We start from the raw sequence: 26,085 nt of genomic DNA on the forward strand, positions 1-26,085 counted from the left end.
TATTGCTTTGTTCTGGAGGGACAACCATGATAGACGAAAGAATTGAAACAAATTATGATGCCAGTCAGATCCAGGTATTAGAAGGTCTAGAAGCCGTGCGAAAACGCCCGGGGATGTATATCGGCAGTACCAGTGCCCGGGGTTTACACCATTTAGTCTATGAGATAGTAGACAATAGCATTGATGAAGCTTTAGCCGGATACTGTGACAATATCATTGTGACGATTCATGAGGATAATAGTATTACCGTGTTCGATAACGGACGGGGTATTCCTGTAGATATTCATGAAAAAACCGGCAAACCGGGTGTGGAGGTTGCTTTAACCTTACTTCATGCCGGAGGAAAATTTGGGGGAAACGGGTATAAGGTTTCCGGCGGACTCCACGGTGTAGGGATGTCCGTAGTAAATGCTTTATCCGAATGGCTGGAAGTAAAGGTAAAACGAAATGGAAATGTTTACTATCAAAAGTATGAAAGAGGTACTCCCATCACGGATTTGAATGTAATCGGACAAGAAGACGGTACCGGGACAGAAATATCTTTTAAGCCGGACGAAGAAATTTTTGAAGAACTGGTGTTTAACCGGGAGACCTTGGCCCAAAGAATTCGGGAATTATCTTTTTTAAATAAAGGTGTGTCCATCACTTTAAACGATGAGAGAGAAGGCAATGAGGTAACCTATAAGCACAACGGCGGCATCATTGATTTTGTCAAGTATTTGAATAAAAATAAAGATGTGCTGCACCATGATCCTATTTTTTTTGCCACGGAAAAAGATCAGGTCCAGGTGGAAATTGCCTTGCAATATAACGACAGCTACACAGAGAATATTCTTTCTTTTGCCAATAATATTCATACCCAAGAGGGAGGCACCCATGAAGCCGGATTTAAGACGGCTTTAACCAGAGTCATTAATGATTACGCCAGGAAACTGAACGCGCTAAAAGACAACCAGGGTAATCTTTCCGGGGAAGATATCCGGGAAGGTTTAACTGCTGTGATCAGCGTGAAGGTGATGGAACCTCAATTTGAAGGACAGACCAAGACCAAGCTGGGAAACAGTGAGGTCAGGGGCATCGTTGATTCTGTGGTGGGAGACGGGATGGGTACTTTTTTGGAGGAGAACCCGGCCCACACCCGGAGAATCATTGAAAAAACGGTCCAGGCGGCCCGGGCCCGGGAAGCAGCCAGAAAAGCCCGGGAACTTACCCGGAGAAAAAGTGCCCTGGAGAGTACCAGTCTGCCCGGAAAATTGGCGGATTGCTCTATGAAAGATCCTGCCATGAGCGAATTGTATCTGGTGGAGGGAGATTCTGCCGGCGGCTCGGCCAAACAGGGACGGGACAGAAGAACCCAGGCCATTCTTCCTTTGCGGGGAAAGATCCTTAATGTGGAAAAAGCCCGGTTGGACAAAATCCTCAATAATGAGGAGATCCGGGCGATGATTACAGCCATGGGCACAGGCATTTCCGATGACTATGATATTCAAAAAGCCCGGTATCATAAGCTGATTATTATGACGGATGCGGATGTGGACGGGTCCCATATCCGGACCTTGCTCTTGACTTTCTTTTTCCGGTATATGAGGCCTTTAATCGAAGCAGGCTACGTCTATATCGCCCAACCCCCTTTATATAAAGTCGCGGTAGGGAAGGAAGACCACTATTTGTATTCGGATCATGAGTTGGAAAAATTTCTTGCCCAGCTGAAAAAGGAAAACCCTTCCATTCAAAGATATAAAGGGTTGGGGGAAATGAATCCGGATCAGCTTTGGGATACAACGATGAATCCGGAGACCAGGACCATCTTGCGCGTGACCCTGGAAGACGCTTTAGCGGCAGATGAAATATTTACCATCTTGATGGGGGACAAAGTGGAACCCCGTAAAGAGTTTATTCTTACCAATGCCAAAGAAGTAAGAAATCTGGATATATAAAAAAAGCAAAAGGGCTTTTCGGGATCCGGGAACCGGTTTCCGGGAAAGACAAGAATCAACACCGGTTGGTTAATATTGGAATGAGGTGGAATAATGGAGTCATCTTTTACTCATGGAAAAATACTTCCTTTAGGCATAGAAGACGAAATGAAAAAATCTTATATTGACTATGCGATGAGTGTAATCGTAGGACGAGCTTTGCCCGATGTGCGGGACGGCTTAAAACCTGTGCACCGGAGAATCTTGTATTCTATGTATGAAAGAGGCGTAACTCCGGATAAGCCCCACAAAAAGTCTGCCCGTATCGTGGGAGACGTCCTGGGTAAATATCACCCCCATGGCGATACCGCAGTTTATGATTCTGTGGTTCGTATGGCCCAGGATTTTTCCATTCGCTATCCCCTGATTGACGGTCATGGCAATTTCGGTTCTATAGACGGGGATTCGGCCGCGGCCATGCGCTATACGGAAGTCCGCCTGTCCAAATTTGCCATGGAAATGATGTCCGATATTAATAAAGAAACCGTGGACTTCAGCCCAAATTATGATGGAACCGAGGAGGAGCCCGTTGTTTTGCCCTCCCGGGTGCCCAATCTGCTCGTAAACGGATCCTCCGGGATCGCGGTGGGGATGGCGACCAACATTCCCCCTCATAATTTAGGGGAAGTCATTGATGGTGTGATTAAACTGATTGAGGATCCTGAAGTGGATATTTCCCATTTAATGACCATTATTAAAGGGCCTGACTTTCCTACCGGGGCCTTGATTATGGGGAGGGACGGCATTCGGGAGGCCTACGCCACAGGGCGGGGTTCCGTAAAAATGCGGGCCAGAGCCAATATCGAACAGATGAATAACGGCAAACAGCGCATTATTGTCACGGAAATTCCTTATCAGGTGAACAAGGCCCGGCTCATAGAAAAAATTGCGGAACTGGTGCGAGATAAAAAAGTTGACGGTATTGTGGACCTGCGCGATGAGTCGGACCGGACCGGCATGCGTATTGTCATCGAATTAAGGCGGGACGTCAATGCCCGGGTGATTTTAAACCAATTATATAAGCATACCCAGCTGCAAGACACCTTTGGCGTGATTACTTTAGCCTTAGTGGACGGTCAGCCCAGGATTTTAAATCTGAAACAAGTTTTGAATCATTATCTGGAACACCAAAAGGACGTCATTGTGCGCAGGACCCGGTTTGATCTGGCCAAAGCCGAAGCCCGGGCCCATATTGTGGAAGGATTAAAGATCGCTCTGGATCACATTGATGCGGTCATTTCCACGATCCGGGAATCTAAAAATACGGAAATTGCCCGGGAACGCCTGATGGAAAGATTCGGACTTAGCGATAAGCAGGCCCAAGCGATTTTGGAAATGCGCTTCCGTGCTTTAACAGGCCTGGAGCGGCAAAAGCTGGACGACGAATACCGGGATTTAATTAAAACCATTGCTTATTTGACCGATGTTTTGAAAAATGAAAAACTGGTCCTGCACATTATCAAACAGGAACTTTTGGCCATGCGGGATAAATATGGGGATCCCCGCAGAACCCAAATTGTGAAAGATGACAGCGACTTTAATGAAGAAGATTTAATTGCGGAAGAAGACATGGTGATTACCATTACCAATAATGGCTATATTAAACGGCTCAATACCAATACTTATCGCAGCCAAAAAAGAGGCGGCCGGGGAATTACGGCGATGGCGACCAAAGAGGAGGATTTTGTCGAACACCTCTTTATTACCACGACCCATCATTATTTAATGTTTTTTACCAATAAAGGAAAAACGTACCGGCTGAAAGTCCATGAAATTCCTGAGGCAGGGCGGACCGCCAAAGGAACGGCACTGGTCAATTTGCTTTATATTTCGGGAGAAGAAACGGTAAACACCGTGATTCCTGTCAAAGAGTACAGCGAAGATTTATTTTTGTTTATGGCCACCCGCAAGGGCATCGTGAAAAAGAGTGTCTTAAGCGAATATGATTCTTCCAGAAAAGATGGGATTATTGCCATCAGTCTAGATGAAAATGATGAATTGATCGGCGTAAAACTGACCGGCGGGGCGGAAGAGATTATTTTAGGCACGAGAAACGGTAAGGCGATCCGGTTCAGTGAAGAAGAAGTGAGAGGAATGGGGCGTACCGCCCGGGGCGTGAAGGGAATTAACCTGGATGAGGAAGACTGGGTGGTCAGTATGGATTCTGTCACCGAAGGCGGAGAGCTGATGGTGATATCGGAAAACGGTTTCGGCAAAAGAACCCTGCTGGATGAATACGGCCGGCAAAGCCGGGGAGGAAAAGGGCTGCTGACCATGAAGGTGATCCCCAAAATCGGACAGATGGTTGCCATTAAAGTGGTCAAACCCGGCGATGAGCTGATGATTATTACCAAGGAAGGAATCATTATCCGCATCAATGTGGAAGATACCTCGGTGATGGGCAGAAACACCCAGGGAGTTACTTTAATGAGGCTGCAGCCCAATGATCATGTGGTAGCGGTGGCCAAGGTAGTTTCCAAAGATGACGAAGTATAAGGATCCCTTTACAAAATGAAAGAAACATCATATAGTAGTGAAAAAAATACGACAGTATTTTGGGGAATTTTTCAGGGGGTAGGATGAGATGACAGCAACAGGTACTTGGACGGTAAAAAAAGGTTTGGCAGAAATGCTCAAGGGTGGCGTAATCATGGATGTGACCACGCCGGAGCAAGCAAAGATTGCCGAAGAAGCGGGAGCTTGCGCCGTAATGGCATTGGAACGGGTGCCTGCAGATATCAGGGCTGCCGGCGGCGTGGCCCGGATGGCAGACCCCACGGTAATAGTAAGGATTCTGGATGCTGTAACCATTCCCGTGATGGCGAAAGCCCGGATCGGTCATTTCGTGGAAGCACAAATTTTAGAAGCCCTGGGCATTGATTATATTGATGAGAGCGAAGTTTTAACACCGGCGGATGATAAGTATCATATCAACAAGCATGATTTTAAAGTGCCCTTTGTGTGCGGGTGCCGTAATTTAGGGGAAGCCCTGCGCCGCATTGGGGAAGGTGCCGCCATGATCCGGACCAAAGGAGAACCGGGCACGGGAAATGTGGTGGAAGCGGTGAAACATATGCGCCAGGTGATGGGAGAAATCCGCTGGCTGCAAAATCTTCCCGCGGATGAATTGATGACGGCGGCAAAAAATCTGGGGGCGCCTTATGATTTGGTGGTGGAAGTCCATGAGACGGGAAAATTGCCCGTGGTGAATTTTGCTGCCGGTGGCGTGGCCACGCCGGCTGATGCTGCTTTAATGATGCAGTTAGGATCGGACGGGGTTTTTGTGGGATCGGGAATCTTTAAATCCGGCGATCCGAAAGCGCGGGCCAAGGCAATCGTGGCTGCCGTGACCCATTTTCGTGATCCCCTTGTCTTGGCCGAAGTCTCCAAAGATTTAGGAGAACCGATGGTAGGCATTGAGATTTCCACTTTGCCGGTTTCGGAAAGAATGCAGGAACGGGGCTGGTAGGAGGATTAACATGCAAATCGGCGTATTGGCCCTGCAGGGAGCTTTTGCAGAACATCGACGCATTCTCTCCCAATGTGGTGTGGAGGCGGTATTGATTCGCAAGCCCGGAGAGATGAAAAAGATCGATGGCTTGATTATTCCGGGCGGAGAAAGCACCACCATTGGTAAATTAATGCGGGATTATCATTTAGACACAGCCATTTTAGAAAAGACCCGGGAAGGAATGCCGGTTTTCGGCACCTGTGCCGGCCTGATCATGCTGGCCAAGGATATTTCCGGCCGTGATCAGTTTAGCCTGGGCTTAATGGATATTAAGGTGAAGAGAAACGGGTTTGGCCGCCAGGTGGATAGTTTTGAAGCAGATTTGCACATCGACGCTTTGGGGAAGGCTCCCTTTCACGGGGTGTTTATCAGAGCCCCCTATGTGGAATCGGTTAAGCCGAATGTGGGTATTTTAGCGCACCATGAAGGAAAAATTGTCATGGTACGACAGGGAAACTTCCTGGGTGCCGCATTTCATCCGGAATTAACGGATGATTTAAGGGTTCACTTATATTTTAAACAAATGATTGAGGATGCGAAAAATGCCATCGCCTAGCCCTGGGAAAAAACCCAAAACAAAATCTTGCCTTACCATAGCGGGGTCTGCACCCGGGAAACTGTCTCCATAGCGTAAAAGAGCAGGCTGATGTTTCCTTTTGGGGAGCAGAGGTCCGTTTTTTTAGAAAAAGAAGATGCATTTGGGTAAAAAGATGGTAAACTAATAAGGGATTGGAAAGGATTTTGCATCGTCCGCCTTAGGGTAATAATCCAGATACAATTTGGAAAAAATATACTTGTGGGAAGCGGCTAAGGGGGTTGTAAACATGTTGGATTTGAAATTTGTCCGGAGCAATCCGGAAAAAGTAGAACAGGCTTTGAAAAATCGCGGGGGGAAAATCAACTTAAATAATTTTCTCCAGATGGAAACGGAACGCCGGGACCTTTTAGTAAAGGTGGAACAAATGAAGGCGGAAAGAAATGCTGTTTCTCAGGAGATTGGCAAAGCAAAAAAAGCGGGCCAGGATGCGGAAGAAAAAGTTTTGGAAATGCGCAAGCTAGGCGATGAAATCAAAGATTTGGACGACCGCTTAAAGGAAATTGAAACCGGGTTGCAAAAGGAACTGCTCACCATTCCCAATATTCCCCACCCGTCTGTGCCCGTGGGATTATCCGATGAGGAAAACAGGGAAATAAGAAAATGGGGAGATCCCCCCCAATTCGCTTTTGAGCCCAAGGCACATTGGGAATTGGGAGAAAAGTTGGGTATTTTGGATTTTGAGCGGGGAGCGAAGGTGACCGGGGCCCGATTTACCTTTTATAAGGGACTGGGTGCCCGTTTAGAAAGGGCTTTAATCAATTTCTTCTTAGATTTACATACGGAAAAACATGGTTATACGGAGTTTTTCCCGCCTTTTATGGTGAACCGGGACAGTATGATTGGAACCGGCCAACTGCCCAAATTTGAAGAAGAGGCTTTCAAAGTGGAAAAGACGGATTATTTCCTCATTCCTACGGCAGAAGTGCCTGTGACCAATCTTTACCGGGAAGAGATCATGGACGGCAATCTGTTGCCTGTTTATCATTGCGCCTATAGTGCTTGTTTCCGGGCAGAAGCCGGAGCGGCTGGCCGGGATACCAGAGGACTGATCCGCCAGCACCAGTTTAATAAAGTGGAACTGGTGAAGTTTTCTCTGCCGGAAGCATCTTATGATGAGCTGGAAAAGCTGACCAATGATGCGGAAGATGTTTTAAAGGAATTGGGGTTGGCCTACCGGGTTGTGGCCCTGTCTACAGGGGATTTAGGCTTTTCCTCCGCAAAAACCTATGATTTGGAAGTGTGGCTGCCCAGTTTTAATTGTTACAGGGAAATATCATCCTGCAGCAATTTTGAAGATTATCAGGCCCGGCGGGCGAATATCCGATTTCGCCGGGATGCCAAGGCGAAACCGGAGTTTGTGCATACGCTGAATGGATCAGGTGTGGCCGTGGGGAGAACGGTGGCAGCCATTTTGGAGAATTACCAGCAGGAAGACGGGAGTGTGCAGGTCCCGGCGGTGCTGCAAAAGTATATGGGGGGAATTGAGGTCATAAAATAAGAGAAAAAATATACCCAAAACCCTTGACCCATAGAACAGGTTATGTTATCATTACAAAGCTGTTGACGCGCGCCCATAGCTCAGCCGGATAGAGTGACAGACTTCGAATCTGGAGGTCGCAGGTTCGAATCCTGCTGGGCGCGCCATATTACCACCCAGATAGATTTTTTTGGTAACCTTGCTCTGGTTGACAAGGAAAAACCCATATGCTATAGTAGAGAATGTACCCTAATTCCGAGCTAATGTTCGGTGAGGAGGGGTGTCTGAGCGGTTTAAGGAGGCGGTCTTGAAAACCGTTGAGCCTGCTAAGGGTTCCGTGGGTTCGAATCCCACCCCCTCCGCCATTACTAGATGCATGAGACTAGAAGCAAGACTTAAAAAAATAGATTTTAGGCATTTGTTACGATGCAGGCAGGTGGGAAAGTTTTCTGGCATCTAGCATCTTGCCTCTTGATATGGAGAGATGGCCGAGTAGGTCGAAGGCGCTCGCCTGCTAAGCGAGTATACGGGCTAAAACCTGTATCGCGGGTTCGAATCCCGCTCTCTCCGCCATATATGCGCCCGTAGCTCAGTTGGATAGAGTGTTTGACTACGAATCAAAAGGTCGTGAGTTCGAATCTCGCCGGGCGCACCATTTTTTTTTGGATATTTTTATTTTTTGCGCCCGTAGCTCAGGTGGAAAGAGCAGCGGTTTCCTAAACCGCGTGCCGGTGGTTCGAGTCCTCCCGGGCGCACCACTCAATTTTTATGTGGTGAGGCCATGATTGATCGGATCTATATGAAAGAAGCGCTGATGGAAGCGGAAAAAGCATATGCAAAAGGCGAAGTCCCCATCGGGGCTGTTCTTGTTTTTGGGGGAAAAATAATCGCCCGGGCCCATAATCTGAAGGAAGAAAGAAAAGATCCTACGGCGCATGCAGAAATTTTAGCGGTAAAAGAGGCGGCCGCAAGCCTGCATAATTGGAGACTGAACGGCAGCAGCATTTATGTGACCGTAGAGCCTTGCCCTATGTGTGCCGGGGCCTTGGTTCAAGCCCGCGTAAGCACATTGATTTTCGGCGCTTGGGATAGCAAGGCCGGAGCAGCAGGATCCCTGGTAAATTTGACCCAGTTTCCTCAATTTAACCACCGCATGGAGGTATATGGAGGAATTATGGAGGACGAATGTAAGGCCATTATGCAGCGTTTCTTTGAAAAGCGAAGATAAAAAACATCTATTTTTCCATGAATAAGCGCGGCCTTTTCAGGACGCGCTTTTTGCATACTTCAAGCACCGGCTTCTTTAGTCTTGAATAATTTCTGCCGCACCGGACTGCTCCATGATATTTCTGACGATATCGGTGTTGTGTTTGGGCGTTTTTACCGCCACAAGGATCCCTTCCTTACCCTTTAATCCTTTGATTCCCTCTGCAAAAGCACCAATTTCCCACAAGCCATCCCGTTCTGTTTTAATGAAGGAGACTTCCTCTGCTGCCTGCTCCGGGCGGCTCCATTTCTCTTCCTCCCCCATATTGCTGATGATCATATCCCTACGGTCAAACCCTATTTTTTTCAAAGAATCCACAAGAAAACCTACCTGATCCTGGGTGGGTATTCTGGCAATTAGTCTCATTTGATTCACCTCCATCACTATTATAACCAGGGGATCCATTTATCATTTAAGAAAAATAGCATCTGACCGGGGCGCACTTTTCTTTCTGAAAAGTCCCTGAATGTCCTAAATGGCAGCATATCCCAGAGGAGTTCCTTGTTTTTCCAAGAATAAATAAGAGTCAATTCAATAAGGAACAAAATTTGGGGGGCCGGCGTGAATGAGCAGTGACAAAGAAACATTCAACAACAAATTGTTAAAACAGCTGTACCAAAAAAGTCTTACAGAAATAAAGCGATTGGAACTCCAGCTGGAAATTGAGCGCTTGAAGATCGTAAGAACGGAAAGATCTTTACAGTATCAGGTGGATCTTTTTGATAAATGTTTTCAGAGCTTTTTATCGCCCACGGCAATCATGGATCAGGGTTTTAATTTTATCAAAGTAAACAAGGCTTATGCCAATCTGGTCGGTAAAGAGGTAGCGGATTTTCCCGGACATAATCATTTTGAATTTTATCCATCTGATACCAGAGAAATTTTTGAGCATGTGGTCAAAACAAAAAAACCGTATTCTGTGTTAAACAGAGTATTCTCATATATGTATGACCCGGATAAAGGGATGACCTTTTGGGATGGGGATCTCGTGCCTGTTTTAGATCGGGAAAATGAGGTAGAATTCTTGATTCTAACCCTCAATGATGTCACGGAAAGGGTCAGAATCGCGAAAGAGCTGGAGTACTTTTTCGATCTCTCCCTGGATGGTTTCGTCATGTTAGGTTTTGACGGAGAAATTATCCGTATGAATCATTCCTTTCGCAATATTTTCGAACTGAAACAGGAAGGGCAGGCCAATTCCTTCTGGGCACGAATCGAAAATAAAATTCATGGGGAAGACCGGGAAGAAACAAAAAAAATGAAAACGGATTTGCAGAAAGGGGTCTCGGTACGCCATTTTGAGAACCGCATCCTCCTGAATGGTGTGTGCAAATGGCTTTCCTGGGAGGCATTATCCTGTAAGGAAAGAGAAATCATCTTTCTCGTTGTCCGGGATATTACCCAACAAAAAAAGTTGGAGAAGGAATTAGCAAGATTAGATCGTTTAAACCTGATCGGCGAAATGGCCTCCAGTATCGCCCATGAGATCCGTAATCCTTTAAGTGTGGTACGGGGCTTCCTGGAACTGATGAAAGAAAAGGAAATTCTCAGTGGCGATACGGAGGGGATTGATCTGATGATTGATGAGTTAGACCGGGCAAATTCTATCATCTCGGAATTCCTTTCCCTGGCCAAGGATAAACCGATTGACCTAAAAATCGCCAGTTTAAACAACATCCTGCAAAATGTGTGTCCTTTAATTATGGCAGATGCCATTAAATCAGATAAAGAAATCATCCTGGACTTGGGCAATATTCCAGACATACCCCTGGATGAAAAAGAAATCCGCCAGTTGATTCTGAATCTGGTTCGGAATGGGTTGGAAGCGATGTCTCCCGGGGGAACCCTATTTTTAAAATCATATTTTTCCGGACAAGAAGTGGTTCTTGAAGTAGAAGACAGCGGGAGCGGGATTCCCCAAGAAGTATTGGACCGGTTCGGTCAGCCCTTTGTGACAACCAAAGAAAACGGCACCGGTCTGGGCGTATCCGTCTGTTACAAAATTTGCGAAAGGCATCAGGCAAAAATGGGCTTTCAGACCAGTCCCGAGGGAACAACGGTTTCTGTTAAATTTGCGGTGGAAAATAAAACGAAAAAGGGGTAGGGGAAAAATTTTTTCCCAAGCAACCTTTGGTCTTAGTTGGAACTTTACTTGGCAGGGTATAAATAGTATAATATTCGAGCAGGTGGTTGATAGTATGGAGCGGTATCGAAGCGGTCATAACGGTCCTGACTCGAAATCAGGTGTACCTTTACGGGTACCGTGGGTTCGAATCCCACCCGCTCCGCCAGACGGGGCCTTGCCCCACCGGAGGGCCTGCCATTTGGCAGGTCCTTTGCGTTTTATAAACTTAGCATTGATTGCCTTGCAGTCAGTCCTAAGTTTTTTTATTATACTAAAAATAGAGGGTAGGCTATGAGCCGGATCTATACCCTTGATGAGATTCGCAAGGTGGCAGGTGAAATCGCGAAGCGTCATGGCGTAGAGCGGATGCGATAAATGAAAGCTAAAAAATGATTTTAGTTGACATAATATCGCTCTAATGAGGTACTGAAATTGCATATAAAACCATCGTTATGACGATACTACCTGCGAGGAGGAATTCACTATGATTATATATCATGGCTCGCCTCAGATTGTGAAGCATCCCGGGCTTGGCAAAGGTAAGCCTTATAACGATTATGGGCAGGGATTTTATTGTACCGAAAGTCTGGACTTGGCCAAAGAATGGGCCTGCCCGACGCGGAAGGACGGTTTCGCCAATAAGTATACCATGAATACCGAGGGTCTTTCTTTGCTGCACCTTTCCGGCGGCAGCTACCACATTCTGAATTGGCTGGCGCTGCTATTAAAAAATCGCACCTTTGATTTGTCTGCTGCACTTGCCCTGCAAGCACGAGAGTATATCATCCAGACTTTTATGCCGGATTTATCAGGAAAGGATTATATTATAGGCTACAGGGCGGATGACTCTTATTTTTCCTTTGCGGAGGATTTTGTCAGCGGAGTCCTCTCCTTGCGCGATTTAAGCGAGGCTATGCGCCTTGGTGCTCTTGGGGAGCAAGTGGTATTAATTTCTCCAAAGGCTTTTCAACAAATCCGTTTTGGAGGATACGAGACAGCAAGTTATCAGGAATATCATGTCAAACGGATGAGTAGGGATAACCTTGCCCGACAGGATTATCAAAGCAGGAAAAAGGATCTAAAGACGCTGAAGAGCGACCTGTTTGTTCTGGATATCCTCAGAGAGGAGATAAAAAATAATGACCCGCGCCTACAAAGAATCCTACCTGAATAAAGCCCAGAAAACCCTTGCGGCCATGATGGACTATGCGGTTTTTGACCTTAAATATGAGCCGGATGAATTTTTTATATTGTTTCTACAGTCCGGGCTTGTGGATGAATTCGGCCGCGGCAATCCAAAATATATTGCCGGAAAAAGCGGGGCCGAGCTTGCCCGTGAGGTTGTTTTTATTACAACAGGCCAGTCGGTGGAAGTAACTCCTACGCCTCGTTTTGACCGTTCTCCGGTCTATTGGGCGGCTTGGGCATTGGCATATTATCAATGGTATTCGGGACACAGCTTCGAAGGAATCCATAGGGTATTGCCTTTTACGGAACTTTTGCATATGTACCCCACTCTTCACGAAGCCGATATAAATAAGTTTGTTTTCATAGCAGACGAAGTTTTAGCAGAAAGTAAAAAGAAAAGCGAAACAAATTTAAGCCGGTTGCGGAAGGCTCGGGGACTTTCGCAGAAGGAGCTTTCCAAAGCTTCGGGTGTTGCCCTGCGCATGATTCAGCTTTATGAGCAGAAGCAAAATGATATTAATAAAGCCCAGGCATCCTCGTTGCAGAGTCTGGCACAAGCATTGGGCTGCAAGATTGAGGATCTGTTTGAATGAGTTTATTCGTTTACACGATGAAGGTCAAAAAAATTAAAAAAATAATACTTTAATTGCTCTTGTTCAAAGCGACGACCTCCTGATCACAGATGCCCAGTCGGCCTTAGATTTAATCGCAACTGTAAGATATGAAACAGGATGTGACCGTATGGCACTGAATAAAGGGGCCATTACAGAAGAATTTTTTAGGTTAAGCACAGGCCTTGCCGGAGAAATACTGCAAAAGTTTGTCAACTATCGTCTAAAATTCGCTATTATTGGCGACTTCTCTTGCTATTCAAGTAAACCATTAAAAGACTTTATTTATGAGAGCAATCGCGGCAGGGATGTATTTTTCGTTTCCGCTGAGGCTGAGGCAATTGAAAGGTTGGCTACCGCCCAATAAGTTGGGCTGTGTAGGACAACCACGGGAAATGTTGCAAAACGGGGCCCCAATTACGGCGGATTTATTACGAAAATAAGTGGGAAGGGGAGAATGATTATGACAGAGCCTAACCCTATCTTAATCAGGCCGGAGCGGACGGCCGACTACCGTACCGTGGAGGAATTGACCCGGGAGACATTTTGGAACGTCAATGTGCCCGTAAGGAAAGACGGTGTACCGGACAAATCAGATCCCAGAGGAGGCGCAGAAATGAACAATTACGGATGGCTTGACTCCTACCTGCTGAAAAAGGCGGGAGCAGAGCGGGACTATAAAGTAGAATGGGGCTGGCATCGTTATTTGGTGCGGGGAAAAATGTTTGCCGCCGTTTGCACGCCCGATCCGAAGTATCAGCCTCACCAAGGACGGGAAATGGTGATCCTGAAATGCGAGCCCCTTCTGGCAGAGCTGTTACGGGCTGAGTATCCGGACATCGTGCCCGGGTTCTATTGCGACAAGGCAAACTGGAACTCGGTCTATCTCAACGGCGCCGTGCCTGACCAGGTCTTGAAAGAACTGTGCGACAGGTCCTATGAACTGGTATTCTCGAAACTGACGAAAAAGGTGCAGCGGGAAATAAAAGAGCATTATGGGGTCCTATGATCTTTAGGATTTTTTAAGCTTTTCTTTGGTTTCCTGCTTTCTTGAGAATAGGTTTCCGCACTTTCCGCTAAGGCGTTTCTAATTTCTCCTGCAGAGGGATTACAAGGATCAGGGGTCCTGTTCTTTTCAGAAGTCATGCTTTTACCTCCGGAATAAATAAATCTGTGCTAAATAAAAATCAAGCAGCTGAAAAATCATAGGCTACTTGACTTCTAAAGAAAATGATCATTAGCTGTTTCAATCACCGATAATTTCCGCAGCAGTTTTACGAGATATTTCTTTTAAATCCCGGTCCAACTTTGTTTCCTCCGGGTTTTTCATTTTCCGAACCTGGTGATGGGGCTCCGGGATGCCTGCCTGAGTGGTTTTACTTGTTTGGCACCCTTTCGATTTGGTTGTGGCTGGGGCTTTTTGCACCATGTTTTGCCTCCTTCTGAAACCCAGTTGACTTTTTTAGTATCTCCAACAATCCATGCAATATTTACATTTCAATAACTTGGTCTTTCAGAGGCTCTTTCTAAACCTTTCCTGAGAAGGTTAGAAATAACAAAACGCCGTTTAAACTGAGGATGAGCAGAGTAATAAACCAGCCCATATATTTGGTAAGCGCGTCATTGACCAGGGTGCCCATGATATCTTTACGACTGGTGAGCAGGATCATGGGGATAATGGCGGCCGGAAGAGCAAAACTTAAGGAGACCTGACTTAGAACCAGGGCTTTCATAGGGTTAATGCCTAAAGAGATGATGATGAGAGCAGGTGCCACGGTAAGGAGCCTTCTGATATTGAGGGGAATTTTTAAACCGATGAAACCATCCATCACCGTTTGCCCGGCCAGGGTGCCGACAGCGGAGGAAGATAATCCCGAGGCTAATAGGGCAATGCCGAAGGCAGCGCTTGATAAAGTGCCGGCCAGGGGTGCCAAGGATCGATGGGCCTGTTCAATACTTTCTACAATCACTCCATTGTTATAAAATATGGCCGCAGAAACTACCACCATGGCGGCATTGACGATAAAAGCAATGTTCATGGCCAGTACAATATCGATTTTTTCCATGCGCAGATGCTTTTGTTTTTGCTTGTCAGTTACATATCCATAGGGTTTTCGGCTTTGCACCAATTGAGAATGCAGGTAAATCACGTGAGGCATCACGGTAGCTCCCAGCATTCCCACCGCAATCAGCACTGCTTCCCCGTTGGGCAAGGAAGGAATCAGCGTGTGCATGGCCACTTGGGGCCAAGCCGGTTTCGCTAAAAACAGTTCAATGGTATAGGCAACACCAATGATCCCCACGAGTACGGTAATTAACGCTTCTACCACCCGCTGCCCGTATTTTTCCGTATATACGATAAAAAAGGTCAAAACAGCGGTAATAAAGCCGGCCTGGATTAAGGGCACGCCGAAAAGCAGGTACAATCCCAGAGATGCTCCCAGAAATTCCGCTAAAGCGGTTGCCATGGAGGCAAAGGTGGCCATCAACCATAAGAAATAATTGGTTTTTCGGCAAAATGTCCGCCCGCACATTTCCGGAAGATTACATCCCGTGGCAATGCCCAGTTTGGCGGAGAGGGTTTGCAGGAAGATGGCCATCAGGTTGCTCCAGAGGATCACCCAAATCAGTTGATAATTAAAAAAGGATCCTCCGCTGATATTGGTGGCGAAATTTCCCGGGTCAATGTAAGCAACACTGACGATAAATGCGGGGCCAAGGTATTTTAATAATTGGGAAAAACGGGATATCAGTGAAGGCTTGGGGTATGTCGTGATATTTTCCAACACGGAATTTTCGGGCTGGGGGACTGGCTCCGGGTACACTTCTTTTAACATACGGACACCTCTTTTGACCCTCATGATCAGAATAGAACGTTAACCGGGGCTAAAATTTTTACCTTAATTCAGACTATGTGGAAATTGAGTTTTTGTGAAAAAAAGATCATTTTGGAGAAAAATTTGGGGTTTCCGCCAGGTCAAAAGAGGGGCGATAAAAAAGGAACCCCAAGGGTTCCTTTATTCTTTGTCTTTTTTGCGGGGAAATTTCTGGAAGGCATCCACATAGGCGGGAGTTGCCTGCATAAATTCCACAAAGTGGCAGATACACTCCAGGGTTTCCTCACTCAGACTGTGTTCGATTTTCTCTGTGTCTTCCAAAACATTTTCCTGGACGCCCAGAAGGCGCAAAAAGGTTTCCAGCTTCTCATGCCTCTTTAAAAGCAGGCGGCCTACCTCTATCCCAACAGGCGTAAGTTCGATGATACCGTATTTTTCATATTTAAGATAATTGAGTTCAGCCAGTTTTTGGACCATTTTGGTCGCAGATGGTGGTTGTACATTGAGAGCTGAGGCCAAATCATTGATACGCGTATAAAATTTATTTTGAGACAGACGGAAAATCATTTCCAGGTAGTCTTCCATGCTGGGAGTAAGACCCTGATGCTGCTTGGCGTAACCCCGGAAGGTATAAAACTCATTATTGGAGTCGTTCATGCCGCTCACCCATTCTGTTTTTGTATATCATACGTTTTGGTGAGGCAAAAAATTACCATTTGGTTAAGATGATTCATGTAAGAAGAAGGATTTTACATCTGTGATTACCTTCGTTTTGATCGTTTCCTGGTCGATATCGCCTTTCTGATCAATGCCGGGAACAAAAGTTCCTCCCCGGTAACTTGTTTCCACGGTGGCGCAAAATATTTTGATCAGTTTTTCCGAGCAGGAAAAGGTATCGGATAAATTGGTTGCGCCGCACATCAGGGCGTATAATCCTCTTTTTGACCGGAGCACCGGGTCTGCAACCACTTCCCGGTGCAACAAGTGATGTGCCGACCAGAAGCATTGCATCCGATCAATGAAAGACTTGGCTAAAGCTCCTAAGGATTGAAAAAAAACCGGGGCCGCAAAGACAATTTTTTCTGAGGTAATAATTTTGGGATAAATTTGCGTAAGGTCGTCTTTTAGGTGGCACATGCCGTCTTTGGCACATGCTCCGCAAGCGATACAGGGAGAAAAGTTCAGATCCCGGAGAAACAGGAGCTCACCGGCAAATCCATTTTCTTTTGCAAGGCCGTTCGCCCAATGGGCCATGCGGTCGGTATTGCCGTTTCTCCGGGGACTGAAGCCAAGGACCAAGACATCCTTCATGGGAATACCCCTCTTTCTTTCGTTTCTAATAATATTATCTGGAAACCGGCCAACCCCTTCTGAAAGATGGTATTGGAAAAATTTAAATTTCTAAAAATTTTTGCGGGAGAATTATGACAAAAGGGGAAAACTTGTTTAATAAGACAGGAATTTAGCGAACAAGGGGGCCTTTAAGAGGGAAAATGCTTTTGTTTTTTGTGGAGACCGGCGCTGACTTTTTCTTATCAAGGCGCATTACCAGTTAAACTTAAAAAAGGGGTATATTTATTAAAGGACAGGAACCGGTTTTATTAATTCTTTAAGATTCTCAGGGAGCCTGATTAAAGATAAAGGAAAAGGTTCGGTTCGTTAAGTAATCATTCACCTACAGAAAGCTTTGATTTCCTTGTTTCGCCAGGAAAATCAAGGCTTTTTGCGTAAAAACACATTCGAAAAGAGTGTGTTTTTATTCATTTTTGCAGAAGTCTTTCTAAAAGTTCTTTTTCTGCCCGACAATGTTTACTATTCTCTCAGGGCTATTTCTGATAAGGTGGTATCAACAAAAAGACAAAGGGACAGGTTGGGAGGAAGAAAGATGAGAAAGTTATTGTTCGTCAGCATGATAAAGAAAGTAAGCATGATGTTTTCCTGGGTCATGAGCGTTTCCTTTATAGGATATTTGTTTGGCGGAGGGACGACCGCTCTGGGATTTATATGCAAAAGTAGTGCCGGGCCCGTCCGCATCGTACCGGAAAACATGGTGCAGCGAGACAGCATATTATTGAAAGAAAAGTTCTGGTTATTTGGCAAAGAACAAATTTTGATTTCAAAAGCGGCCAGGCGGTTGATGGAACAATCCTATCGTATAGGTCGGGGTCCTCCGCAGGGAGTCCCATGAATATCCTACCGGTGAGGCTCACCCCATCTTAACCTTAATACTTAGTGTCCGTCTCCCGCATTGGTTCAGGACCATTCCACAAATGGCATTCATACTGGAGAGAGGCCACATAGAGCGGGAGTCCAAAAGTAAGTCAATCCGCATGAGCAACTTTTCCTCTGTTTAGCAAAGCGAAACCTTGGTAAAAAACTTTTGCACGTAAGAACTGGTTCAACATGGTCCAAGTCCTGCCGGAAAGGAGAAAGGGCTCTGCAGCCCGGCAGAAGAAAGGAGAGGGAGACGTTTTCGGTCAGGGCGAAAGGACATGTTTTCCCGATGATTTGCCAGGCCTGGTTGACGATAAATGATGAGGGATAAAAAAGAATTAGGGGGGAAACGTCAAATTAATTGAGGTAGATTTCCTCATGAACCTTTATTGGGGAGTCAAAAATCTTTTAGGAAAATCAAATTGTAAGATGGTATCTTAAAAAGGGGAAGAGAGCATCCCACGAAAATAATGACAAGTGCCTCTTACAAAATACTTCATGAATGACACAGCAAATTCATATCGTTGTGAACAAAAAAGGTGAGGTTTCTCACAAACGACGGCGTTAGCCGAAAATCATGAAACAACGAAAAAATTGAATAGGATAAAAACGGGGGAGCTGACGAAAAATCAGGTCCCTTGCTTTATTTAGGAAAAAAAATATAGTTTGGCAGGAATAATATGACATTGTGTGGAATTTAAGTAAAAAAAACTTCTGACTAAATTTCGCTTTCGCACACGTGTGATCGAACAACGAAAAAGGTGACAAGATTTATGAAACAAAGTTTTGAAAATTGCTTTCAGTGTGTTTCATACAAAAATTGTTTTGCAGACAAGGACCGCATGGATTTAAAGACGGCCCGGGAAATAGCCGCCTTATGCACGAAACCTTATAAGGGTTTAGGCACGGATCTGGTACGGATTACGGATGCCGTTAAGTGTATCAGCCTGAAAAAGGCCCTTCGGTTTTCCGACGAAGGCAGGATTGAATGGATTGACCACCATGTGATTCGTTTCCTGGAATAAATGAGGGACAGAAAAAATAAAATAGGAAAAAGAAGTATAAAAGTTGGGGGTTCGTTTGACAAAACCGGAATGGAGCGTTATGATGGTAGTAGAGTTAGGATAAACTAACACGGTGAGGGTGTAATGATGAACCATGTTTTTATTTCTAATTCCCTTGAGGATTATTTGGAGGCAATTCTCATCCTTTCTGAAACCAATGATAGCGTACGGATAACCGATTTAGCCCAGATTATGGGAATTGCCAAGCCAAGTGCCACTGAGGCGGTAAAATCCCTGGTGGATTTAGGTTTGTTAAAACATGAAAAATATGGGCCGGTGGAATTAACCATGCTTGGGAAAAAGCAGGCCGTGGAAGTACGACGCAGGCACCGGTTAATAAAAAAGTTTTTGACGGAGGTACTGGGTGTCCCCCAGGAAATTGCCGAGAAAGATGCTTGCTTAATGGAACATGCTGTAAGCTCAGACACCATTAGCCGGTTGGTTTTCTTTCTGGAGTCCCGCATCGGGGTAAGTGAGAAAAAAGAAATTTAAGGTTTTTGTCCGGGTGTTAGGCCCAGCTAACAAAAATTTTCCTGCTGCCAAGGATACCACAGAGGCCAGGAAGACAAAGGGTATTGTCAGTGAAGATGACCTTGCAGCTTGCATAAAGGCGAAGAGAAATTAAGGAGAGGAATCATCATGAAGAGGCGGACTTTGAAAGATTTGGCTCCGGGGCAAAGAGCCAAAATTGTGAAAATTAACGGATCGGGGGCAATCCGGCGGCGGCTGGTAGAAATGGGCGTGACACCGGGCTCTGAAGTGGAAATGGAACGCTATGCCCCTTTGGGAGATCCCGTGGAAATAAAACTGAAGGGGACCCACCTTTCCTTGCGCAAGTCGGAGGCGGAAATTGTTGACATTGATCCGGAGGGTACAAAATGAAAACAATTACCCTTGCCTTAGCAGGTAATCCCAACAGCGGAAAAACGACGATTTATAATCATCTCACCGGGGCCCGCCAGCATGTGGGAAATTATCCCGGGGTAACGGTAGAAAAACGGGAAGGGAAAAAAATTTACCGGGATTATGAGTTTACCATTATTGACCTGCCGGGGATTTACAGTTTGACCGCCTATTCTCCTGATGAAGTAGTGGCGCGGAATGTTCTCTTAGAGGAGAAAATCGATCTCATTGTGGATATTGCGGACGCCACCAATGTGGAACGTCATTTCGGCTTAACCGTGCAATTAAAAGAATTGGGCTTGCCCATGGTTCTGGGGTTAAATATGATGGATCTGGCCCGGGACCAGGGATTTACTTTCAACTTCCCTCTTTTGTCTCAGCTGTTCGGGATGCCGGTCCTTCCTGTGATTGGTACGAAAAATGAAGGGGTAAATGAACTCCTTAATGCGGCCATTGACCTGATGGAAGGGAAAGAAAAATCTGCCGAGCGGCCCGTTCGCTATCAAAGGGATATTGAAACACAAATAGGCTATATTCAAGCATTGATGCCCAACATTTATGAAAAAAATAGTTTGGTGGACCGGAAAAGGAAAGAAGTCGTTGACCGGTGGGCTGCGGTGAAGCTTTTAGAAAAAGACCCGGATGTGGTGGCACGGGTAAAGAAAAGTCCCCAATCCCAGCCCGTATTGGCACAGATGGAAAAAAGCCGCCGGATCCTGCGGGAGCAATACGGAGAGGACCCGGAGTTAATTATGGTAGACAGCCGTTATGCCTTCGCGCGGGGAGCCATCCGGGAGGCCGTGATCTTTCCGGGGGAAGACCGGGCCACCCTGACGGAAAAAATTGACCGCATCATTTTAAACAGGGTATTAGGCCTGCCCGTTTTTTTGATTGCCATGTGGCTTCTTTTTCAGCTTACCTTTAGCCTGGGACAATTCCCGGTAGGCTGGATTGAATCAGGGGTGGCCTTCCTGGCTGATGTGGTCGGCCGGGGGATGCCCGAGGGATTGCTTAAATCCCTGATCGTTGACGGCATTATCGGCGGTGTGGGCGGAGTCATTGTTTTTCTGCCCAATGTTTTACTGCTCTTTCTTGGCATTACCTTTTTGGAAGGAACGGGGTATATGGCCCGGGCCGCTTTTGTGATGGATCGATTAATGCACAACATGGGGCTGCACGGGAAATCGTTTATTCCCATGGTGTTGGGGTTCGGCTGCTCGATTCCCGGCATTATGGCCACCCGCACCTTGGAGAACCCCCGGGACCGTTTAGTGACCATTTTGGTGGTGCCCTTGATGAGCTGTGGGGCCCGGCTCCCGGTGTACACTCTGCTGGCAGGGGCCTTTTTCAGCCCGGGCAATGCCGGTAATGCCATCTTTTCTATCTATATCATCGGCATTATCCTGGCCGTAATCATGGCCAAGGTATTTCGCACCTGGGTACTGCCCGGACCATCGGAGCCCTTTGTGATGGAACTCCCTGTTTACCGGCTTCCCGTCTGGAAAAGTGTCCTCCTCCAAGTGTGGGAGCGGGCCTTGCTCTATTTGAAAAAAGCGGGAACGGTGATTCTGGCGGCTTCCGTGTTGATGTGGGTATTCTTTACCTTTCCGGTTGCCGAGCAGCAACCTCATCCGGACCCCTCCGTCCAGATGGAAGAAAGTTTTGCGGGAAGAATCGGGCATGGCATTGAACCCCTCATCAAACCTCTGGGTTTTGACTGGAAAACAGGGGTTGCCCTGCTGGCCGGTTTTGCCGCCAAAGAAGTGGTAGTCAGCACCATGGGGACACTGTACAGCATCGAAAGCGGGGACCCGGGGGACGGCACGGGAGAGGTGCCCGAGGAAAGCTATGCCGCCCGGGTAAAAGAACAGTCCGGGTTCACCCCGTTAACGGCCTATGGTTTTATGTTGTTTGTGCTGATTTATGTGCCCTGTCTGTCCACTGTGGCGGTGGTTTACCGGGAAACCAACGGATGGCGCTGGCCCATGTTTTTAATCGGGTATACCATGACTCTGGCTTGGCTGGTAAGCTTTTTGGTTTACCAGGGCGGGTCCTTTCTGGGCATTGGTCGATAAGGAAATGGACAGAATGGATGGGATACGGAATCCGGTGGCAGTTTTTCCAACATTTCTTTCGTTTCTTTTCCCGGTTTGTCCGGAAAAAAACTTGCATCCCATACAAAATATATGTATAATTAACTAGTCGCATTTGTTGGGAGTAGGCACTCCCTTTGATGAATGGCGTATAAGAACAAGAGTCAAGATGATCGAACCCAAAAAACAACAAATACGTGGTTCCGGTTCTAGTTTCCGGTATCCTGTTCCTGATGGGGAGAGGTGGCCGAGCTTGGCTTAAGGCGCACGCCTGGAAAGCGTGTTGGTGTAACAGCCTCGCAGGTTCAAATCCTGTCCTCTCCGCCAGTAAAATTATGATCGGCATGGAAAAATTGATACCTGCCGGTCTTTTTTAGACAAAATTGATTTTGCCGTGCTAGATGGGGAGGTAGCGGTGCCTTGTAACTCACAATCCGCTATAGTGGGGTCGAAGTCCTGCCTGAGGGCCTATCCTGTGGGGTCAGCCTCGGAAAAGTGGCAATGATAACCGGGTCTTACGCAACAAGAAGTTATAAACCCCGTCAGGTCCGGAAGGAAGCAGCGGTAAGTAACCACTTTTGTGTGCCGTAGGGGAGCCTGGTTTGAGTTAACTAGTTGAGTAACGTCCGGAGGGTAGTTTCGAAGGTAGGTGCACGGCTAAAATTTTTTAAGGCGCCCCGTCAAGGGCGTTTTTTTGGTATTGCGGATCCCGAAAAACCGGAAGCCGTCAAGGCTTTTTGGCAGAGGAAATTTAGTATCCATATCAAATATAGTTTTGCATATCAAATGTCTGAGTCTGGTTGGGGGGCAGGGAACTTGTCATATATCGCATTATATAGACAGTGGCGTCCGCAACGATTTGATGAGGTCGTGGGGCAGGACCACATTAGTAAAACCTTAAAAAATGCCATCAAGACAAACAGAATTGTTCATGCCTACCTTTTTACCGGTCCCAGAGGGACAGGAAAAACCAGTTCGGCCAAAATCATGGCGAAAGCCGTAAATTGCCTTGCTCCGGAAGATGGTGAGGCCTGTAATGCGTGTGCTTCTTGTCAAACCATCAACGCAGGCCATTCCATGGATATCATTGAGATCGATGCCGCATCCAACCGGGGCATCGACGAAATCCGGGACCTGAGGGAAAAGGTTAAATATGCTCCTGTAGCATGCACATATAAGGTATATATTATTGATGAAGTACATATGCTGACCTCCGAAGCATTCAACGCTTTATTAAAGACCTTGGAAGAACCGCCGAAGCATGTAATTTTTATTTTAGCAACCACAGAGCCCCATAAGATCCCTTTGACGGTGCTCTCCAGGTGCCAGAAATTTGATTTCAAAAGAATCGGCTACCGGGATATTGTTGCCCATTTAAAGGAAATCTGCGGGGCAGATGACTTAAAAGTACAGGAGCGGGCCCTTCAGATGCTGGCCAAAAAATCCGAAGGAAGTATGCGGGATGCTTTAAGCTTACTGGACCAGTGTTTAAGCTTTGCTGAGGGAGAAATCACGGAGGAAACCATCGCTACTGTGTTAGGGACGGTGGACGGGGAATTTATTAAAAATATTGTGCAGGCAATGGCAGAAAAAAACTACGGGACGATGATGGGGTTAATTGAAGGTTTGGTTCAAGAAGGAAAGGACATCCGCCAGTTTTCCCATGATCTGGTAGAGTATTTCAGAAATTTGGTTCTGGTGAAATTGTCCGGGCAGCAGACCAAATACTTTGATCTTCCGGATTTTTGGCATGAAGTGATGCGGGAACAAAGTGCGCTGTTCTCGGAGCCTAGGCTGTTTCACATCCTGGAGGTTTTAAGTGAAGGAGAAACCCAGTTAAGATTTAGTTCACAGCCCCGGATTACTTTGGAGCTTTCCATCATTAAGGCTACCGGACTTCATGAAGCAGAAAGAAGGATGCCCGGGGAAAATAAGGGGTTGACCCCTGGTAAGGCGGAGCCAAAAGCAGGGGGGGAAGATACCTTGGGCAAACCTGATAAACCGGTTCTGCCCCAGTCCCCTGCAGGAAAAGACGAAGGAATTAGTCTGGAGGCAATTCGGGAACAGTGGAAAAAAGTTCTGGAATCCGTGCGAAAGCAACGGCCCACGACCTATGCCTATTTAGTTGAAGGGGAACCGGTGGAAGTAAAGAATGGTAAAATAATTTTACTGTATAAAGCAAACTTTCACTTGCATATGGAGAATTTAGAGCAGCCGGGGAATAAATCCTTGGTGGAAAAAGTATTATTGGCCGTTTATCAACATAGACTTACCGTACAGGGATCAATAGCCCCTGTTTCTGAAAGTAAAAACGATTTGGTTTCAGAAGTTCGGGAGCTTTTTGGGGATATGATACTGGAAATCAAAGAATAAGGAGGTAATCAAATGAGTTTTGGCAATATGCAAAAGATGATGAAGCAAGTGCAAAAAATGCAGGCGGACATGGCACGTCTTCAGGAAGAATTGGCCGGCCGAACTGTAGAGGCAAGTTCGGGGGGAGGAGCTGTGACCATAGTAGCCAATGGAAAACAGGAAGTGGTATCCATCAAAATTAAGCAGGAAGCCGTTGATCCGGATGATGTGGAAATGCTGGAGGATATGCTGCTGGCAGCGGTGAACGAGGCGATCCGTAAATCCCAAGAGATGGTATCTGGAGAGATGAGCAAAATCACAGGCGGCATGAAGATTCCCGGGTTGTTCTAACAGGGAGGCTTTTATCGCATAATCCCTTCTTAGGAGTGTTGGTATGTTAATGTATTACCCGGAACCCGTAGCTAAGCTCATTGATGAGTTGATGAAGCTGCCTGGTGTGGGTCCGAAATCTGCCCAGAGACTGGCCTTTCATTTGCTAAATGCCCTGGAAAAGGATGCCCTGGGCTTAGCCCAGGCCATTGTATCCGCCCGGCAGAAAATTAGACAATGTTCCGTCTGTGCTAATTTAACGGAACAGGATCCTTGCCCTTTATGCCTGGATCCTACCCGGGACCAGAGTTTGCTGTGTATTGTGGAGCAGCCCAAAGATGTGGTGGCTATGGAGAAGACCAGGGAGATCAAAGGGAAATACCATGTGCTTCACGGCGCCATTTCCCCCATGGATGGCATCGGTCCGGAACAGCTCACCATCAATCTGTTGTTATCCCGCCTGCGCGATTCTCAGGTGAAAGAAGTTGTCGTGGCGACCAACCCCAATGTGGAGGGAGAGGCGACGGCGCTTTATTTGTCCCGGCTTTTAAAGCCCATGGGGATTAAAGTAACGCGTATTGCCCACGGCCTCCCTGTAGGCGGGGATTTAGAATATGCAGACGAGGTTACCTTGGCAAAGGCTTTCGAAGGGCGAAAAGAAATGTAATGAATAGTTTGAAGTATTGACCCCTTGAGAGACCCTTCTTCAGGGGTCACTTTTTGAAAAAACGGCTGATGCGCGCACCATTTACCAAACCCTCAGGATATCTGTTTCCCCCCATCCCAATCAGCGAAAAACCGAAACCCGGCAGGGTTTTTCCAAACATATTTGGGACAACTTCCCCATATAATGATAAAAAACATTGGGGGGGTAAGGTTATGTGGAAAAGAGTGATTCATTTTCTGTATGTTGCTTGGAACAGGTGGTATGACCGGCAATGGTATTGGAAAAAGCCCTTGGATAAAAATCAGGAATATGTTCTTTTGGTAGAGGAAGCCCGGAAAGAGTGGCAATGGGCCAATCAACTGGTTAAGGAAGTAAAGGAGAAGAATCTCATCGATCAGGCCATATACTGGCAGAGTGCTGCGGAACGGAAGTATGTTTATTTGCTAAAGCAGGCGGCCCAGGAAGGGGTCCGGGCTGATTTCGGCCTGATTGTTTACATGGCTTTAACAGATCGGCGGATAAATAACTGGGGGGTGAGGACGTGCCAAACGACCTCTGGCAAATAATCCTAATCGTCGTTGTGGCGTTGGTGCTTTTGTTTCCAATGATTCGGTTTTTATTTAAGCCGGTCAAGCTGATTGTGAAATTGCTCATCAATGGAGCCACAGGATTTATTCTGTTATGGTTAATTAATACTTTCGGAGGAACGATGGGGATTTTTTTGCCCATCAACCTTGTGACGATATTAGTTGCGGGTATTTTGGGGATCCCGGGGATTTTTCTGCTCTTTTTTATGAAATTGATTTTAGCCGGCTAGTTTCTGGTCAGTTCTTAGCGCAGAATTTGCTGCACTACGTTAATTGATGGAAAAG

At 46.4% G+C, this 26,085-nt stretch carries 26 protein-coding genes, 7 tRNA genes and 1 other RNA gene; 29 read left to right on the plus strand and 5 right to left on the minus strand.

All coding sequences use genetic code 11. The features are described 5' to 3' along the window. The first annotated feature begins 26 nt into the window (after positions 1–26). The 11 genes from gyrB to tadA all read left to right on the plus strand — a co-directional run bounded on the left by gyrB (position 27) and on the right by tadA (position 8,790). Positions 27–1,937, plus strand: a complete 1,911-nt coding sequence (gene gyrB / locus DCMF_RS18110; protein ID WP_148135720.1) for a DNA topoisomerase (ATP-hydrolyzing) subunit B — start codon at positions 27–29, stop codon at positions 1,935–1,937. A 93-nt stretch (positions 1,938–2,030) separates the two neighbouring features. Continuing rightward, complete coding sequence (gene gyrA / locus DCMF_RS18115; protein ID WP_148135721.1) at positions 2,031–4,472, plus strand: DNA gyrase subunit A; 2,442 nt, start codon at positions 2,031–2,033, stop codon at positions 4,470–4,472. A gap of 88 nt (positions 4,473–4,560) precedes the next feature. Further along, a complete protein-coding gene (pdxS, locus tag DCMF_RS18120) occupies positions 4,561–5,445 on the plus strand; it encodes a pyridoxal 5'-phosphate synthase lyase subunit PdxS (protein ID WP_148135722.1) in 885 nt (294 codons plus the stop codon). Between the two features lie 10 nt (positions 5,446–5,455). After that, positions 5,456–6,043, plus strand: coding sequence for a pyridoxal 5'-phosphate synthase glutaminase subunit PdxT (pdxT, locus tag DCMF_RS18125; RefSeq protein ID WP_148135723.1), 588 nt, complete (start codon positions 5,456–5,458; stop codon positions 6,041–6,043). A gap of 268 nt (positions 6,044–6,311) precedes the next feature. Next, complete coding sequence (gene serS, locus DCMF_RS18130; protein ID WP_148135724.1) at positions 6,312–7,583, plus strand: serine--tRNA ligase; 1,272 nt, start codon at positions 6,312–6,314, stop codon at positions 7,581–7,583. Positions 7,584–7,652: 69 nt separating this feature from the next. Further along, positions 7,653–7,729, plus strand: a tRNA-Arg gene (locus tag DCMF_RS18135). A 107-nt stretch (positions 7,730–7,836) separates the two neighbouring features. After that, positions 7,837–7,927, plus strand: a tRNA-Ser gene (locus DCMF_RS18140). A gap of 113 nt (positions 7,928–8,040) precedes the next feature. Then, a tRNA-Ser gene (locus DCMF_RS18145) sits at positions 8,041–8,135 on the plus strand. A 5-nt stretch (positions 8,136–8,140) separates the two neighbouring features. Continuing rightward, positions 8,141–8,217: transfer RNA gene (locus DCMF_RS18150), tRNA-Arg, on the plus strand. Between the two features lie 26 nt (positions 8,218–8,243). Continuing rightward, positions 8,244–8,320 (plus strand) — tRNA-Arg (locus DCMF_RS18155). A gap of 23 nt (positions 8,321–8,343) precedes the next feature. After that, complete coding sequence (gene tadA / locus DCMF_RS18160) at positions 8,344–8,790, plus strand: tRNA adenosine(34) deaminase TadA (protein ID WP_148135725.1); 447 nt, start codon at positions 8,344–8,346, stop codon at positions 8,788–8,790. Positions 8,791–8,865: 75 nt separating this feature from the next. Here tadA and DCMF_RS18165 read toward each other — a convergent pair whose 3' ends face one another. Further along, positions 8,866–9,195 carry a hypothetical protein gene (locus DCMF_RS18165; protein ID WP_148135726.1) on the minus strand — a complete coding sequence of 110 codons (330 nt, stop codon included), beginning with the start codon at positions 9,193–9,195 and terminating at the stop codon, positions 8,866–8,868. Between the two features lie 199 nt (positions 9,196–9,394). On the opposite strand from DCMF_RS18165, the gene DCMF_RS18170 reads away from it, so the two are divergent. The 6 genes from DCMF_RS18170 to DCMF_RS18195 all read left to right on the plus strand — a co-directional run bounded on the left by DCMF_RS18170 (position 9,395) and on the right by DCMF_RS18195 (position 13,762). Beyond that, on the plus strand, positions 9,395–10,933 hold the full coding sequence (locus DCMF_RS18170) for an ATP-binding protein (RefSeq protein WP_148135727.1): 1,539 nt from the start codon (positions 9,395–9,397) through the stop codon (positions 10,931–10,933). Positions 10,934–11,029: 96 nt separating this feature from the next. Then, positions 11,030–11,120, plus strand: a tRNA-Ser gene (locus tag DCMF_RS18175). Between the two features lie 318 nt (positions 11,121–11,438). Beyond that, positions 11,439–12,128, plus strand: a complete 690-nt coding sequence (locus tag DCMF_RS18180) for a DUF3990 domain-containing protein (protein ID WP_148135728.1) — start codon at positions 11,439–11,441, stop codon at positions 12,126–12,128. After that, complete coding sequence (locus tag DCMF_RS18185; RefSeq protein ID WP_148135729.1) at positions 12,094–12,735, plus strand: helix-turn-helix domain-containing protein; 642 nt, start codon at positions 12,094–12,096, stop codon at positions 12,733–12,735. Before DCMF_RS18180 ends, DCMF_RS18185 begins: the two co-directional genes overlap by 35 nt. A gap of 82 nt (positions 12,736–12,817) precedes the next feature. Further along, positions 12,818–13,120 (plus strand): DUF4180 domain-containing protein, encoded by a 303-nt coding sequence (locus DCMF_RS18190; RefSeq protein WP_335582436.1) that lies wholly within the window; start codon positions 12,818–12,820, stop codon positions 13,118–13,120. A 96-nt stretch (positions 13,121–13,216) separates the two neighbouring features. Next, positions 13,217–13,762, plus strand: coding sequence for an MmcQ/YjbR family DNA-binding protein (locus DCMF_RS18195; protein WP_335582355.1), 546 nt, complete (start codon positions 13,217–13,219; stop codon positions 13,760–13,762). Between the two features lie 237 nt (positions 13,763–13,999). Here DCMF_RS18195 and DCMF_RS18200 read toward each other — a convergent pair whose 3' ends face one another. The 4 genes from DCMF_RS18200 to DCMF_RS18215 all read right to left on the minus strand — a co-directional run bounded on the left by DCMF_RS18200 (position 14,000) and on the right by DCMF_RS18215 (position 16,901). Then, on the minus strand, positions 14,000–14,182 hold the full coding sequence (locus DCMF_RS18200) for a hypothetical protein (RefSeq protein WP_148135731.1): 183 nt from the start codon (positions 14,180–14,182) through the stop codon (positions 14,000–14,002). Between the two features lie 97 nt (positions 14,183–14,279). Continuing rightward, entirely contained in the window at positions 14,280–15,590 is a 1,311-nt protein-coding gene (locus DCMF_RS18205; RefSeq protein WP_148135732.1) for an Nramp family divalent metal transporter, read from the minus strand. 180 nt (positions 15,591–15,770) lie between these two features. After that, entirely contained in the window at positions 15,771–16,247 is a 477-nt protein-coding gene (mntR, locus tag DCMF_RS18210; RefSeq protein ID WP_148135733.1) for a transcriptional regulator MntR, read from the minus strand. 63 nt (positions 16,248–16,310) lie between these two features. Then, positions 16,311–16,901 (minus strand): flavodoxin family protein, encoded by a 591-nt coding sequence (locus DCMF_RS18215; protein ID WP_148135734.1) that lies wholly within the window; start codon positions 16,899–16,901, stop codon positions 16,311–16,313. 574 nt (positions 16,902–17,475) lie between these two features. On the opposite strand from DCMF_RS18215, the gene DCMF_RS18220 reads away from it, so the two are divergent. From DCMF_RS18220 to DCMF_RS18275, 12 genes are all read left to right on the plus strand, one after another. Further along, positions 17,476–17,778, plus strand: a complete 303-nt coding sequence (locus tag DCMF_RS18220; protein WP_148135735.1) for a hypothetical protein — start codon at positions 17,476–17,478, stop codon at positions 17,776–17,778. Positions 17,779–18,577: 799 nt separating this feature from the next. Then, positions 18,578–18,829 carry a hypothetical protein gene (locus tag DCMF_RS18225; RefSeq protein WP_214658717.1) on the plus strand — a complete coding sequence of 84 codons (252 nt, stop codon included), beginning with the start codon at positions 18,578–18,580 and terminating at the stop codon, positions 18,827–18,829. Positions 18,830–18,952: 123 nt separating this feature from the next. After that, positions 18,953–19,360: a metal-dependent transcriptional regulator gene (locus tag DCMF_RS18230; protein WP_148135737.1), complete on the plus strand. Its 408-nt coding sequence runs from the start codon at positions 18,953–18,955 to the stop codon at positions 19,358–19,360. A 147-nt stretch (positions 19,361–19,507) separates the two neighbouring features. Continuing rightward, on the plus strand, positions 19,508–19,750 hold the full coding sequence (locus DCMF_RS18235) for a FeoA family protein (protein WP_148135738.1): 243 nt from the start codon (positions 19,508–19,510) through the stop codon (positions 19,748–19,750). Beyond that, complete coding sequence (gene feoB, locus DCMF_RS18240) at positions 19,747–21,846, plus strand: ferrous iron transport protein B (protein ID WP_148135739.1); 2,100 nt, start codon at positions 19,747–19,749, stop codon at positions 21,844–21,846. Before DCMF_RS18235 ends, feoB begins: the two co-directional genes overlap by 4 nt. 255 nt (positions 21,847–22,101) lie before the next feature. Beyond that, a tRNA-Ser gene (locus DCMF_RS18245) sits at positions 22,102–22,191 on the plus strand. Positions 22,192–22,256: 65 nt separating this feature from the next. After that, positions 22,257–22,521: signal recognition particle sRNA large type (gene ffs / locus DCMF_RS18250), an RNA gene on the plus strand. A gap of 159 nt (positions 22,522–22,680) precedes the next feature. Continuing rightward, complete coding sequence (gene dnaX / locus DCMF_RS18255) at positions 22,681–24,237, plus strand: DNA polymerase III subunit gamma/tau (RefSeq protein ID WP_214658718.1); 1,557 nt, start codon at positions 22,681–22,683, stop codon at positions 24,235–24,237. Between the two features lie 12 nt (positions 24,238–24,249). After that, positions 24,250–24,567, plus strand: a complete 318-nt coding sequence (locus tag DCMF_RS18260; protein ID WP_148135741.1) for a YbaB/EbfC family nucleoid-associated protein — start codon at positions 24,250–24,252, stop codon at positions 24,565–24,567. A gap of 43 nt (positions 24,568–24,610) precedes the next feature. Then, positions 24,611–25,213: a recombination mediator RecR gene (recR, locus tag DCMF_RS18265; protein ID WP_269467149.1), complete on the plus strand. Its 603-nt coding sequence runs from the start codon at positions 24,611–24,613 to the stop codon at positions 25,211–25,213. A gap of 212 nt (positions 25,214–25,425) precedes the next feature. Continuing rightward, positions 25,426–25,779, plus strand: coding sequence for a DUF2508 family protein (locus DCMF_RS18270; protein WP_148135742.1), 354 nt, complete (start codon positions 25,426–25,428; stop codon positions 25,777–25,779). Continuing rightward, complete coding sequence (locus DCMF_RS18275) at positions 25,755–26,030, plus strand: pro-sigmaK processing inhibitor BofA family protein (RefSeq protein ID WP_148135743.1); 276 nt, start codon at positions 25,755–25,757, stop codon at positions 26,028–26,030. The genes DCMF_RS18270 and DCMF_RS18275 overlap by 25 nt, the downstream gene beginning before the upstream one ends. The last annotated feature ends 55 nt before the right edge of the window (positions 26,031–26,085 follow it).

The organism is Candidatus Formimonas warabiya (genome assembly GCF_002777255.1).
Lineage (GTDB): Bacteria > Bacillota > Dehalobacteriia > Dehalobacteriales > Dehalobacteriaceae > Formimonas > Formimonas warabiya.